At 70.8% G+C, this 12,937-nt stretch carries 11 protein-coding genes; 7 read left to right on the forward strand and 4 right to left on the reverse strand.

Features of this window, described 5'->3' with window-relative positions:
* Positions 1–94: 94 nt before the first annotated feature.
* Positions 95–1,015 carry an NADP-dependent oxidoreductase gene (locus AMYBE_RS0120685; protein WP_020661296.1) on the reverse strand — a complete coding sequence of 307 codons (921 nt, stop codon included), beginning with the start codon at positions 1,013–1,015 and terminating at the stop codon, positions 95–97.
* A 76-nt stretch (positions 1,016–1,091) separates the two neighbouring features.
* Here AMYBE_RS0120685 and AMYBE_RS0120690 point away from each other — a divergent pair, with 76 nt between their 5' ends.
* On the forward strand, positions 1,092–1,661 hold the full coding sequence (locus tag AMYBE_RS0120690) for a TetR/AcrR family transcriptional regulator (RefSeq protein ID WP_020661297.1): 570 nt from the start codon (positions 1,092–1,094) through the stop codon (positions 1,659–1,661).
* Positions 1,662–1,798: 137 nt separating this feature from the next.
* On the opposite strand, the gene AMYBE_RS0120695 is transcribed toward AMYBE_RS0120690, so the two are convergent.
* Positions 1,799–2,197 carry a hypothetical protein gene (locus AMYBE_RS0120695; protein WP_020661298.1) on the reverse strand — a complete coding sequence of 133 codons (399 nt, stop codon included), beginning with the start codon at positions 2,195–2,197 and terminating at the stop codon, positions 1,799–1,801.
* Positions 2,194–2,706, reverse strand: a complete 513-nt coding sequence (locus AMYBE_RS0120700; RefSeq protein WP_020661299.1) for a MarR family winged helix-turn-helix transcriptional regulator — start codon at positions 2,704–2,706, stop codon at positions 2,194–2,196. Before AMYBE_RS0120700 ends, AMYBE_RS0120695 begins: the two co-directional genes overlap by 4 nt.
* An 87-nt stretch (positions 2,707–2,793) precedes the next feature.
* On the opposite strand from AMYBE_RS0120700, the gene AMYBE_RS0120705 reads away from it, so the two are divergent.
* The 5 genes from AMYBE_RS0120705 (at position 2,794) to AMYBE_RS0120725 (ending at position 7,175) form a co-directional block, all read left to right on the forward strand.
* Positions 2,794–4,239 (forward strand): FAD-dependent monooxygenase, encoded by a 1,446-nt coding sequence (locus tag AMYBE_RS0120705; protein WP_020661300.1) that lies wholly within the window; start codon positions 2,794–2,796, stop codon positions 4,237–4,239.
* Positions 4,239–5,678, forward strand: a complete 1,440-nt coding sequence (locus tag AMYBE_RS0120710) for an MFS transporter (protein WP_020661301.1) — start codon at positions 4,239–4,241, stop codon at positions 5,676–5,678. Before AMYBE_RS0120705 ends, AMYBE_RS0120710 begins: the two co-directional genes overlap by 1 nt.
* Positions 5,679–5,944: 266 nt before the next feature.
* Positions 5,945–6,511, forward strand: coding sequence for a TetR/AcrR family transcriptional regulator (locus tag AMYBE_RS0120715; protein ID WP_020661302.1), 567 nt, complete (start codon positions 5,945–5,947; stop codon positions 6,509–6,511).
* A 6-nt stretch (positions 6,512–6,517) separates the two neighbouring features.
* Positions 6,518–6,697 carry a hypothetical protein gene (locus AMYBE_RS0120720; RefSeq protein WP_020661303.1) on the forward strand — a complete coding sequence of 60 codons (180 nt, stop codon included), beginning with the start codon at positions 6,518–6,520 and terminating at the stop codon, positions 6,695–6,697.
* Positions 6,698–6,932: 235 nt separating this feature from the next.
* Positions 6,933–7,175, forward strand: a complete 243-nt coding sequence (locus AMYBE_RS0120725; protein ID WP_020661304.1) for a hypothetical protein — start codon at positions 6,933–6,935, stop codon at positions 7,173–7,175.
* On the opposite strand, the gene AMYBE_RS0120730 is transcribed toward AMYBE_RS0120725, so the two are convergent.
* Positions 7,172–7,798 (reverse strand): YigZ family protein, encoded by a 627-nt coding sequence (locus AMYBE_RS0120730; RefSeq protein ID WP_020661305.1) that lies wholly within the window; start codon positions 7,796–7,798, stop codon positions 7,172–7,174. The two genes, AMYBE_RS0120725 and AMYBE_RS0120730, sit on opposite strands and share 4 nt — an antisense overlap.
* Positions 7,799–8,380: 582 nt before the next feature.
* Between AMYBE_RS0120730 and gltB the strand changes: the two genes are divergently transcribed.
* Positions 8,381–12,925, forward strand: a complete 4,545-nt coding sequence (gene gltB / locus AMYBE_RS0120735; protein WP_020661306.1) for a glutamate synthase large subunit — start codon at positions 8,381–8,383, stop codon at positions 12,923–12,925.
* Positions 12,926–12,937: the final 12 nt, after the last annotated feature.

The following is a 12,937-nucleotide window of genomic DNA, read 5'->3' on the forward strand; positions in this document are numbered from 1 at the left end:
CGGGATACCGTTGTAAGCAGGTGCTTACACACTTACCCTGATCGGCAGTGGCCGTCAATCCGCCAGGGCGGGAGCACCCGCCCTGGCGGGACCGTCACAGCAGAACGACGACCTTGCCGTGCACGTGCCGTCCGGCGAGCACCGAAACCGCGTCGCGGATCTGCTCGACGGGGAACGTCGCGGCGATCGGCACGACGAGGTCGCCGGCGACGAGCGCGTCATGAATCCGCTTCATGCTGCCTTCGGGTGCGTCCGCGCCGCCGGTCGAGCGCACGCCGTCCGGCAGCTTCGTGCCCGCGACGATCGAAGCGATCCGCTTCGGCGGCACGCCCACCGCAACTGCGGCTTCCGCCGTCTCCGCGCCGAACAGGTCGATCGCCGCGGTGATCCCCTGCGCGCGCACCCGATCGGCCAGCCCGGGGCCGTATTCGACCGGTTCGGCGCCCAGTTCGCGCAGGAACTCGAAGGTGCCCGGCGATGCCGTCCCGAGCACGCGGGCGCCGGCGAGTTTTGCCAGCTGCACGGCGAAAACCCCGACGCCGCCGGCCGCGGCCCCGACGAGGACGGTGTCGCCTGCCGCCAGGTCGACCGCCGACAACACGGCCGCCGCCGTCATCCCGGCGACCGGCAGCACGGCGGCCGTCTCGTCATCGACGCCGTCCGGCGTGCGCCACAACGCCTCCGCCGCGCCAGGGTTTTCGCCGAGCACCACGAAATCGGCGACCGCCCGACCCAACGCGCCGCCGTGGACGCGATCGCCGACCGCGTACTTCGTGACGCCGTCGCCGATCTCGTCGACCACTCCGGCGAAGTCGTAGCCGAAACCGGACGGCAGGGCGAGGCCGAACATCGCCGCCGCGCCCGGCCGGCTGAGCAGGCCCCAGTCCATCGGGTTCAGCCCGGCGGCAGCGACCCGGACCCGCACCTGCCCGGCACCCGCGTGCGGTTCCGGCACTTCGCGCAGCTCCAGCTCTTCGGGGCCGCCGAACTTCTCGAAGACGACTGCTCTGCTCATCGCAACCTCCAGTGACGGGACCAAGTCCCATCACCGTACACCTGGTGACGGGACCAAGTCCCGTACACTGGCCGGCATGGCCCGCTGGCAACCCGACGCCCGGCTGCGACTCGTCGCCGCCGCGCTCGACCTGTTCGCCGAACGCGGCTACGAGAACACGACGGTGATCGAGATCGCCGAGCGTGCCGGGCTGACCAAAAGCACGTTTTTCCGGCACTTCCGCGACAAGCGGGAAGTGCTGTTCGGAACCGGCGCGATGGCCGGGCTGCTGTCCGACGGGATCGCCGCCGCCCCGGAATCGGCGACCCCGCTGGAGGCTGTCGGGCACGCGATGGACAAGGTCGGCCAGGAAGCCTTCACGCCCCAGCACCGAGAATTCGGCGCTCGCCGGCGGGCAGTCATCGACGCCAATCCGGAACTGCGGGAACGGGAAGCGTTGAAGGGCCTCAGCCTCATCGCGACCGTGGCGGAAGCGCTTCAGAAACGCGGGGTTCCCGAACTGACCGCACGGGTGGCGGCGGAACTCGGCGCGCTGGCGATGAAGATCGCGCACGAACGCTGGCTGGGCCTCGCGGAGGAGGCTTCGTTCGGCGAAGTCGCCCGGCAGGTGCTCGCGGAACTGCGGGAGATCACCGCCAGCTGCTGATCGCTCGGCGGCGCGGGTGGTCGGATTGGGACCGGACCCGAAGGTCGCCGGGCAATCCGGCATCCCGGGGACCGACGGCTCCGTGCGGTTGCCGGACTTCCCGCCCGCGGCGGCGAAAGCCCCGGACCGCCGGGGGCTCAGCTCCGCCGGGGGCGCAGCAACGCCACTCCCGCCACCAGCGCGCTCGTCGACGCCACATGCACGCCCAGCGCCTTCCGATTCGGCGCCCACACCCCGGTCGTCGGCCCGCCTGACCACATCGCTGCCACGAAACCGCCTGCCGCGCACGCCATTGCGCGCCACAGCGCGGGCGACCGGTCGGCCCCGGCCGACACCGCGCTGCCGATCGCGCCGAACGCACCCGTCGTGATCAGTGCTTCCCGCGCCAGGTGGTACTGCACGTGCCCTTCTCCGTGCCGGACTTCCGGCGCGCGATAGGTCGGGTCGGTGATGTGCCTGACCGTCTGCCACACCGAGGGCGCCGCCGCGAGCGCGCCGGCCAGGATCGCCGCGCGGCCAAGGGTTTCCCGCTTCACTCGTCGTCCCTTCCCTTGAGGTGGTGCGACACCTGGCGCAGCGCGTCATTGACCAGGTCGATGGTTTCCGGATCCAGCACGGCCGTGATCCCCCGTTCGATCTCGGTCTTGAGCGCGAAGGAAGCGAGCGCCTGCTGCTCGCCTTCCGGGGTCAGCGAGACGAGCACCGAGCGCCGGTCGGCCGGGTCCTTGTCGCGACGGACCCAGCCGCGCGCCTCCAGCCGGGTGATCCGGTGGGTCACCGAGCCGGAGGTCAGTTCCACCAGTTCCATCACCTGCCCGGCGGTCAGCCGGTGCTCCGGTGCGCGCTTGAGCGCGGCGAGCATCTCCAGCTCCCACAGCTCGATGCCGTGCGCGGCCAGCTCGCGGCGCATCGCCACTTCCAGCTGGTGCGCGACCCGCCGCAACCGGTAGGCCAGCGATTTCGCGCCCAGCACGGTTTCGTCGCCGCCGCCGCGCCGGACGGCGTCCACCAGGTCGTCGACCGCGTCCCGGGATGAAGAGACCACCGCCCCTCCTTTTTTCTCTCGACATCAAGATGGTGAGAGAATACCTTGATGTCAAGACAGTTCGCACGGCGAGGACGAGGGGGAACCATGGAGATCGAGGTCGCGGTGATCGGCGCCGGGCCGGTGGGCATGGCGGCGGCGGCGTTCCTGCACCGCGCGGGGGTCGCGGTGCGAGTGTTCGAGGCGAACCCGGACCGGGTACGGCATTCGAGAGCGACCACCGTCCATCCGCGCACGCTCGAAGTCCTCGACGCGCTCCCGGCCGCGGACGGCTCGCTGGCCGAACGCATGGTCGCGGAAGGAAACCCGGTACCGGCGGCGCATTTCGCGACGCTGCCGAACCGGTTGAGCTACGCCGGGCTGGACACGTCCTTCCCGTTCGTGCTGATGCTCCCCCAGTCGGTCACCGAGCGGCTGCTGGCCGGGTACCTCGCCGAACAGGGCGTCCCGGTCGAATCCGGCTGGCGGCTCGCCGGGCTCGCGCAGGACGAGGACGGCGTCACCCTCCTCTCGGAAACCGGCGACGCCCGGCGCGCCCGCTACGTCGTCGGGGCGGACGGGGCGCACAGCGCGGTCCGGCACTCGCTCGGCGTCGGCTTCCCGGGCACCCCGGCGTCGACGATGGGTTTCCTCGCCGACGTCCGGCTGTCCCGGCCGCCGGCCCGCCCGCACAACTGGGACCTGGAACGCGGTTCCTACAGCGTGGTTCCGCTGCCGGGCGGCGTGTACCGGATATTCGGCCACGAACCCGCCGACGTCGGCCTCACCCCGGAGGAGGCCGCGCGCAAGCAGCGGGACCTTCCGGACGAGGCCGGGCTGCGGGTGCTCCTCGACCGGCTGGCCGGCGACGACTTCGGTCTCACCGAGGTGCTCTGGACCTCGCGGGCGGGCGACGCCACCCGGCACGCCGACCGGTACCGGGTCGGCCGGGTGTTCCTTGCCGGCGACGCCGCGCACGTGCACCTGCCGGCCGGCGGGCAAGGGCTGAACGTCGGCGTGCAGGACGCGGCGAACCTCGCCTGGAAGCTCGCCGCCGAAGCCGCCGGACGCGCCCCTCGGCGGCTGATCGACGGCCCGCAGTCCTACGACGCCGAACGGCGCCCGATCGCGATCCGGCTGGCCGCGAACACCCTGGCGCAGGCGGCTCTGATGGTCACCTTCACGCCCGGCGGGAAAGCGTTGCGCGACTTGATGTCCGACCTCATCGGCCGCGACGGCGACGCGGCGGGCGAACTGCGCGGCTGGCTGTCCGGACTGGACATTTCCTACCCCGGGAACGGCGGTCTCGCCGGACAGCGAGTGCCCAATCTCCCGCTGGCGGATCATCGAACGCTCCATCGGGCACTGCATCCGGACCAGCTGACCCTGGTCACCTTCGGCGCAGCCGGGTCGGCGGTCCCCGCCGTGCGCTCGACGGCGCCGTGGCACGACGCGACCGCCGTCCTCGTCCGGCCGGACGGCTACGCGGCGGAAGCATGGACCAGTCCCGAACCCGACATCGCTGCCGTCCTCGCCGAGTGGACGGAGCGTTGATGGGCACCGACACCGCACGCGGCCGCCTGGGGATCCTCGCGATCCTCTGCTCGAGCATTCTCGTCGTCGCGATGGACAACACCATCGTCAACGTCGCGCTGCCGGTCATCCGGGCCGACCTCGGCGCCTCGATCAACGGTCTGCAGTGGACAGTCGACGCGTACACCCTGGTGCTCGCGTGTTTCCTGATGCTGGCCGGCGCGACCGGCGACCGGCTGGGCCGCAAACGGGTCTTCCTGACCGGCCTGGTCCTGTTCGGCCTCGGGTCGCTGCTGTGCAGCCTCGCCCCGTCGATCGGCTGGCTCGTCGCCGCCCGGGTGGTGCAGGCGCTCGGCGGCGCGATGCTGAACCCGGTCGCGATGTCCATCATCACGAATGTCTTCCCGGACCCCGGCGAGCGGGCCCGGGCGATCGGGGTGTGGGGGTCGATCGTCGGCGTCTCGCTCGGGGTGGGACCGGTGCTCGGCGGGGTGCTCACCGAAAGCATCGGGTGGCGGGCGATCTTCTGGGTCAACGTCCCGGTGGTCGTCGCGGCCGTGGCGCTGACCGCGCGGTTCGTGCCGGAGTCTCGCGCACCCAAGCCGCGCCGCCCCGATCCGCTCGGCCAGCTGCTGGTGATCGTGCTGCTCGGGTCCGTGGTCACGGCGGCGATCGAGGGACAGCGATTCGGCTGGGGTTCGCCGCTCATCCTGGCCCTGGCGGCGTTGAGCGTCGCCGCGCTGATCGCGTCGATCTGGTGGGAGCTGCGGCGCCGCGAGCCCCTGGTCGAGTTGCGGTTCTTCCGCAGCGCACCATTCTCGTCGGCGACCGGCAGCGCGATCTGCGGGCTGGCCGCGTTCGGTACGTTCCTGTTCCTCTCGCCGCTCTATCTCCAGGAGGTGCGCGGTCTTTCCGCCCTGCAATCCGGCCTGATGCTGATCCCGACCGCGGTCGCCGCCACCGTCGCCGCGCCGCTGGCCGGCCGCTTGGTCGCGCGGAAGGGCGCACGGATTCCGTTGCTGGCAGCCGGAGCCGCGATGACCGCGGTCGCGGTGCTGCTCGCGGCAGCGGCGGCGGACACTCCGTTGTGGCTGCTCGGAGTCGCGTACGGGGTGTTCGGATTGGGGACTGGGCTGCTGAACCCGCCGATCACGAACGCCGCGGTCAGCGGGATGCCGCGCTCGCAGGCCGGGGTCGCCGCGGCGGTCGCGTCGACCTCGAGGCAGCTAGGGCAAACACTCGGCGTCGCCGTCGCCGGAACGATCCTCGCCGCCGCAGCCGCCCCGCTGGCCGGTTACGCGGCCGCTTGGCGGGCGGTCGCCGGGGCCACGACGCTGATCATGGTCCTGGCCGTGGTCGCGACGACCAGCTGGGCACAGGCCGGAGCGGAGCGGGTAGCCCAGCGATTCGCAGACGAGCCAGTCGCCGAGCCAGCAGGCGGGCCGCCCCGCCCCCGCTAAGCCAAGCCACCCCGCCCTTTCCCCACTAAAGTGCACCCCGCGGGATCGCGTCGGCGTCCGGAGGGAGCGGTGTGACCGGCCCCCGGCCGGGCTCGCCGCTCCCTCCGGACGCCGGCTTAAAGGCGATCCCGCACGCGACGGCGAAGCCGGCGCCAAAGACACAGGTGTGACCGGCCCCCGGCCGGGCTCGCCGCTCCCTCCGGACGCCGACTTAAAGGCGATCCCGCACGCGACGGCGAAGCCGGCGCCAAAGACACAGGAGTGACATGCCTACTGAGCGGGCGCCGCGCAAGCGTGATGCCGCGGCGACGAAAGCGGCGCTCCTCGACGCTGCCTCGGCCCTTTTCGCGGAGCGTGGCTTCGACCGCACGACGGTGCGTGACATCGCCACGCAAGCCGGCGTCAATCAGGCGCTGCTCTTCCGCTACTTCGGCAGCAAGGATGCTCTTTTCGAGCATGTCATGGCGAAGGGCGGGCTGACCCAGGTCGAAACCACTCCGCCGGAGCAGCTGTTCGCCACTGCGCTGCGGAGCCTGCTCGACCGCGATGACACCAGCTCTCGGTCCATTGAGACGTACCTGCGCTCGTCCGGCACCAGCCGGGCCGACGAGACCCTCCGTGCACGACTCGACGCCGAGTACACCCGGGCGCTGGCCGGTCTGACCGATGAGCCGGACGCCGAGTTGCGCGCCGATTTGGCGATGGCGTGGCTGTTGGGGATCGGCCTGGTGCGGTCGATCACGCGGAAGGAGCCGCTGGCCACCGCGTCCGCCGAGGACATCGAGAAACTCATCGCGCCTGCCGTGCGCACGCTGTTGGAGCGCTGCCGGTAATTCGCTGTGTCGGCGCGGAATCCGTCGATCTTCCCGGCCGCCGCGGCCGGATTCGGCCGGTTGACGCACGAAGAGCTGCTCGCGGCCGACCGAGACCTCCTAGGCGAGCCCGGTGCCGCAATCCCGTTCGCGGACGGCTCGCTGCCGGTCTACGCCGTCGGTCAGCGGCTGGCCTTGAAGCTCTAGCTGCTGGCCTACCGTGCCGAGCTGGCCACCGAGCGCACCATCCGCGAGGTCCTGCACGGGAACCGCCCATCCCGACCTGAACTGGTCGGCTACGGCTACCGCCCGGCCGAGCTGGGCCTGTGCTACTCCCGCCGCGGCCTGGCATACCCGCTGGCGAAACACCCGGGCAAATCCGGCCGGAAGATCACTTCCCGGCGCACACTGGCGATTGTTCCAGGCCAAAGGAGGCCCCGCGATGAACCACCGGGAGCAAGCCACCCTCCGCGCCGTGGCGGGCGGCCACGCCGAGCTCAGTTGCAGCTGTGAGCCGGACCTGTTCGTGGACGGGCTCAGCTGCTGCGACCAGGCGACGGTCCGCGATCTGGTCCGCAAGGGCCTGATCGGGCCTGCCCGGCCGGGCAGGCACGGCGAACGGGTCCCGGCCGTCCTCACCCCGGCGGGCGAGCGCGCGCTGCTCGGGAAGCCGGTGGCGGCCTAGCCGCGCACCCACTTCTCCCCCAGTTCGACCGCGACCGCCTCGCCGCCGGTGAGGTCCGCGAGCCAGCCGGCGAAACGGCTCTCTTCGCCGGGCGGCAGGCCGACCTCGAAGTGCGCCGCCGCCTCGAAGCGGGTCTCGTGCAGCACATAGGGCGAGGACCGCAGGTCGTTCTCGAACCGGCCGGCCCGGCCATAGTCCATCTCGACGTCGAACAGCCGCAGCCGCCGGTACTCCACCAGTCCCACCGCGTCGAGCGCGTCCGACACCGCCTGTCCGTACGCCCGGATCAACCCGCCCGCGCCCAGCAGCACGCCGCCGAAATGGCGGGACACCACCGCGACCGTGTCGGTCACCTCGCGCCGCCGCAGCACCTCCAGCATCGGGACGCCCGCGGTCCCGGCCGGCTCGCCGTCGTCGCTGGAGCGCTGGGTCCGCCCGTCCGGGCCAAGCACGAACGCGTGGCAATGGTGCCGCGCGGCCGGTTCGGCCTTCCGACGAGCCGCGATGACCTCGCGCGCGGCGGCCTCGTCAGCGACCGGAGCCAGCGCGCAGAGGAACCGCGAACGCCGGATTTCGATCTCGTGCAGCCCGGGCGCCGGCACGGACAGGTAACGATCAGCCATCGGCGCTCCGTGTCATGCCGACCAGTCAACCAGGCCGCACGGCCCGTCTTCCACCGCAGGTGCGCAGGCGTTTACGCAGGTCAGCTGGGTAGCTGACCGCTCCGCGGGAGCCCTGGCCCGACATATGGGAGTACCCCGCGTGCCGTCAACGTATGCGTGGCCTATCCCACCTGGGCGCAACGACGTATGTCGATTACAGCGAATTCACACTATCGTCATAAGACCCGGCGAACCCGGGAGCACCACCACGCGCCCGGTCGGCCCCCACCACAACGGCCGACCGAGACCGGCTCGTGCCTGTACAGCGACGTGCAGACCTTCGATTCGCCGCCCATCGCCGTGCGGCTGCAGAACCATCCGGCTCCCCGGCCCGGTCCTCCGACCGGCCGCGGTCCGCCACGCACCGCGACGCATCGCCGCGCCGCCCCCCAAGGTGCGGCACCGTTCACGGTGCGCTTCCGGATGGTTTTTCCCTTCTCGACTGACCATCGCGGTTCCGGCCCACTTCGTTAACCGGTTCACTGACGAACCCCCAAATGGAGTGCAACCGGACCGTGCCAACGCCTTGGGAGGCGGCCAGCCGTGACCCACCGTTCCAGCACCCCGGCCACTGACGGCCTCTACGACCCCGCTTACGAGCACGATGCCTGCGGGGTGGCGTTCGTCGCCGACCTGACCGGCCGCCGCGATCATCAGATCGTGGCGAAAGCCCTGGTCGCCCTGAAGAATCTGGAACATCGCGGCGCACGCGGGGCGGAACCGGACACCGGAGACGGCGCGGGGCTGCTGATCCAGGTGCCGGATGCGTTCTACCGCGAGGTCGCCGGTTTCGAGCTGCCCGCCGAGGGGCGCTACGCCGTCGGCACCGCTTTCCTGCCGCGGGACGAAAAGCGCCGCGGCCGCGCCATGACCACCATCGAGCGGATCGCCGCCGAGGAGGACATGCGCGTGGTGGGCTGGCGCGAACTGCCGGTCGACACCGCGCACTGCGGGCCGACCGCGGCGCAGAGCATGCCGCACTTCACCCAGCTTTTCCTGGCCGGGCGCAAGAACAACATCGACGGTCTCGCCCTCGAACGCGCCGCCTTCTGCGTGCGCAAGCGCGTCGAGCACGAGCTGGCCGACGACAGCGAAGAAGGCGGGGTCTACTTCCCGTCCCTGTCTTCGCGCACGATCGTCTACAAAGGAATGCTCACCGAGCCGCAGGTCGAGAAGTTCTTCCTGGACCTCACCGACGAGCGCGTGACGAGCGCGATCGGCCTGGTGCACTCCCGGTTCTCCACCAACACGTTCCCGTCGTGGCCGCTGGCGCACCCGTACCGCTACGTGGCGCACAACGGCGAGATCAACACGCTCAAGGGCAACCGCAACTGGATGGACGCCCGCGAAGCGCTGCTGCAGACCGACCTGATCCCCGGCGACCTCAAGCGGATCTACCCGGTCATCACCCGCGGCGCGAGCGACTCGGCGTCCTTCGACGAGGTGCTCGAACTGCTGCACCTCGGCGGCCGGTCGCTGCCGCACTCGGTGCTGATGATGATCCCGGAAGCGTGGGAGAACCATCAGGAAATGGACCCCGCGCGCCGGGCGTTCTACGAGTTCCACTCCACGCTCATGGAGCCGTGGGACGGTCCCGCGCTGGTGGCGTTCACCGACGGCGCGCAGATCGGCGCGGTGCTCGACCGCAACGGCCTGCGCCCCGGCCGCTACTGGGTGACCGACGACGGGCTCGTGGTGCTCGCCAGCGAGGTCGGCGTGCTCGAACTGGACCAGGCCAAGATCGTCCGGAAGGGACGGCTGGAGCCGGGCCGGATGTTCCTCGTCGACACCGTCGCCGGGCGGATCGTCGAGGACGAGGAAATCAAGGGCCAGCTGGCCGCCGAGCACCCCTACGACGAATGGGTCGACGCCGGGCTGCTCCGCCTGGACCAGCTGCCCGAGCGCGACCGCGAGGTGCCGCTGCACGCCGCGCTCGTGCGCCGGCAGCAAGCGTTCGGCTACACCGAGGAAGAGCTGGAAGCCATCCTCGAACCGATGGCCCGCACCGGTGCCGAGCCGATCGGGTCGATGGGCAACGATTCGCCACTGGCCTCGATTTCGTCCGGTTCGCGGCCGTTGTTCGACTACTTCATCCAGCTGTTCGCCCAGGTGACCAACCCGCCGCTGGACGCCATCCGCGAGGAACTGGTCACCGCGCTCGGCACGCAGATCGGCGCCGAGCCGAACCTGCTGGCCGCGGACGCGTCGTCGTGCCGCCGGATCGTGCTGTCGTTCCCGGTGCTGGACAACGACCAGCTGGCCAAGCTGGTGCACGTCAACGACGACGGCGACCTGCCGGAGTTCCAGGCGGTCACCGTGATGGGCCGGTACAACGTGCACGGCGGCGGCGAGGCGCTGCTGCAGCGCCTCGACGAGATCCGCGCCGAAGTGTCCGAGGCGATCGAGGACGGCGCGCGGCTGATCGTGCTGTCCGATCGCGGGGTCGACGCCGACCACGCGCCGATCCCGTCGCTGCTGCTCACCGGCGCGGTGCACCACCACCTGGTGCGGGAGAAGACGCGCACCCAGGTCGGCCTCATCGTGGAGGCGGGCGACGCGCGCGAGGTGCACCACATCGCACTGCTGGTCGGCTACGGCGTGGCCGCGGTGAACCCGTACCTCGCGATGGCGACCGTCGAGGAAATGGCGCACCAGGGCCTCATCCCGGGCGTGACTCCCAAGCAGGCCACCGCGAACCTGATCAAGGCGCTCGGCAAGGGCGTCCGCAAGACGATGTCCAAGATGGGCGTCTCGACGGTGGCCTCCTACACCGGCGCGCAGATCTTCGAGGCGGTCGGCCTCGGCGCCGAAGTGATCGACACCTGTTTCACCGGAACCACTTCGCGCCTCGGCGGCGTCGGCTTCGACACCCTCGCCGAGGAGGTCGCGCTGCGGCACCGGCGGGCGTTCCCGGCCGACGGCGTCCGCGCCAGCCACCGCGAGCTGGAGACCGGCGCGGACTACCAGTGGCGGCGCGAAGGCGAGCCGCACCTGTTCAACCCGACCACGGTGTTCAAACTGCAGCACTCGACGCGGTCCGGACGGTACGACGTCTTCAAGGAGTACACGCAGGCGGTCAACGACCAGTCCGAGAAGCTGCTGACGCTGCGCGGGTTGTTCGACTTCAAGTACGGCGAGCGGCAGCCGGTGCCGATCGAAGAGGTCGAGCCGGTTTCGGAGATCGTGAAGCGGTTCGCCACCGGCGCCATCTCCTACGGCTCGATCTCGATGGAGATGCACCAGACGCTGGCGATCGCGATGAACCGCCTGGGCGGCAAGTCGAACACCGGCGAGGGCGGCGAGGACCCGGAGCGGCTCTACGACCCCGAGCGCCGGTCTGCGGTCAAGCAGGTCGCCAGCGGCCGGTTCGGCGTCACCAGCGAGTACCTGGTGAACTCCGACGACATCCAGATCAAGATGGCGCAGGGCGCGAAGCCCGGCGAGGGCGGGCAGCTGCCCGGCGGCAAGGTGTACCCGTGGATCGCGAAGACCCGGCACTCCACGCCGGGCGTCGGGCTGATCTCGCCGCCGCCGCACCACGACATCTACTCCATCGAGGACCTGGCGCAGCTGATCCACGACCTCAAGAACGCCAACCCGGCCGCCCGCATCCACGTGAAGCTGGTATCCGAGGTCGGCGTCGGCACGGTCGCCGCGGGCGTGTCCAAGGCGCACGCGGACGTGGTGCTGATCTCCGGCCACGACGGGGGCACCGGCGCCTCGCCGCTGTCCTCGATCAAGCACGCGGGCGGCCCCTGGGAGCTGGGCTTGGCGGAAACGCAGCAGACGCTGCTCGCCAACCGGCTGCGCGACCGGATCGTGGTGCAGACCGACGGCCAGCTCAAGACCGGCCGCGACGTCGTCATCGCGATGCTGCTCGGGGCCGAGGAGTTCGGCTTCGCGACGGCGCCGTTGGTGGTGTCCGGCTGCATCATGATGCGCGTCTGCCACCTGGACACCTGCCCGGTCGGCGTCGCGACGCAGAACCCGAAGCTGCGCGAGAAGTTCAGCGGCAAGGCCGAGTACGTGGTGAACTTCTTCGAGTTCATCGCCCAAGAGGTCCGCGAGTACCTGGCCGAGCTGGGTTTCCGGTCCATCGAGGAAGCCGTCGGGCACGCCGAGCTGCTCGACAAGCGCAAGGCGGTGTACCACTGGAAGGCGGCCGGGCTCGACTTGTCGCCGATCTTCCACGTGCCCGAGCTGCCCCCGCGCGCGGCGCGGCACCAGACCGTGACGCAGGACCACGGCCTGGAGAAGGCGCTGGACAACACGCTGATCCAGCTCGCCGAGGGCGCGCTGTCCTCGGGTGACAAGGTGCGGCTGGAACTGCCGGTGCGCAACGTCAACCGCACCGTCGGCACCATGCTCGGCTCCGAACTCACGAAGAAGTGGGGCGGCGAGGGCCTGCCGGACGACACCATCGACGTCACCTTCACCGGCACCGCCGGCCAGTCGTTCGGCGCGTTCCTGCCGAAGGGCATCACGCTGCGGCTGTTCGGCGACGGCAACGACTATGTCGGCAAGGGCCTGTCCGGCGGGCGGATCGTGGTGCGGCCGCCGAAGGAATCCCCGATCGTCGCGGAGCACCACATCATCGCGGGCAACGTGATCGCCTACGGCGCGACCAGTGGCGAGATCTTCCTGCGCGGCCAGGTCGGAGAACGGTTCTGCGTGCGCAACTCGGGCGCGCTGGCCGTCGTCGAAGGCGTGGGCGACCACGGCGCGGAGTACATGACCGGCGGCCGGATCGTCGTGCTGGGCGGGATCGGCCGCAACTTCGCGGCCGGGATGTCCGGCGGCGTCGCGTACGTGCTGGACCTGCCGGCGCACCGGGTCAACCCGGAGATGGTCGACATCGACCCGCTGGACGCCGAGGACACCGATTTCCTCCGCGAAACCATCGAAAAGCACTACAACGAAACGGAATCCGCCGTCGCGCGGGCCTTGCTGGCGGACTGGGACAGCGCGGTCGACCGGTTCGGCAAGGTCATGCCGAAGGACTACAAGCGCGTCCTCGCCGCTCAGGTGGCGGCGGAACGCGACGGGCGGGACGTGAACGAGGCGATCATGGAGGCAGCTCATGGCTGATCATCGCGAAGC

Source organism: Amycolatopsis benzoatilytica AK 16/65 (assembly GCF_000383915.1).
GTDB classification, from domain to species: Bacteria; Actinomycetota; Actinomycetes; order Mycobacteriales; family Pseudonocardiaceae; genus Amycolatopsis; species Amycolatopsis benzoatilytica.

Bases quoted from the DNA above. Each gene is read 5' to 3' on its own strand.
- AMYBE_RS0120690 (WP_020661297.1), top strand. From the start codon at position 1,092: ATGGCCCGCTGGCAACCCGACGCCCGGCTGCGACTCGTCGCCGCCGCG.
- AMYBE_RS0120710 (WP_020661301.1), top strand. From the start codon at position 4,239: ATGGGCACCGACACCGCACGCGGCCGCCTGGGGATCCTCGCGATCCTC.
- AMYBE_RS0120705 (WP_020661300.1), top strand. From the start codon at position 2,794: ATGGAGATCGAGGTCGCGGTGATCGGCGCCGGGCCGGTGGGCATGGCG.
- AMYBE_RS0120730 (WP_020661305.1), bottom strand. From the start codon at position 7,798: ATGGCTGATCGTTACCTGTCCGTGCCGGCGCCCGGGCTGCACGAGATC.
- AMYBE_RS0120715 (WP_020661302.1), top strand. From the start codon at position 5,945: ATGCCTACTGAGCGGGCGCCGCGCAAGCGTGATGCCGCGGCGACGAAA.
- AMYBE_RS0120725 (WP_020661304.1), top strand. From the start codon at position 6,933: ATGAACCACCGGGAGCAAGCCACCCTCCGCGCCGTGGCGGGCGGCCAC.
- AMYBE_RS0120685 (WP_020661296.1), bottom strand. From the start codon at position 1,015: ATGAGCAGAGCAGTCGTCTTCGAGAAGTTCGGCGGCCCCGAAGAGCTG.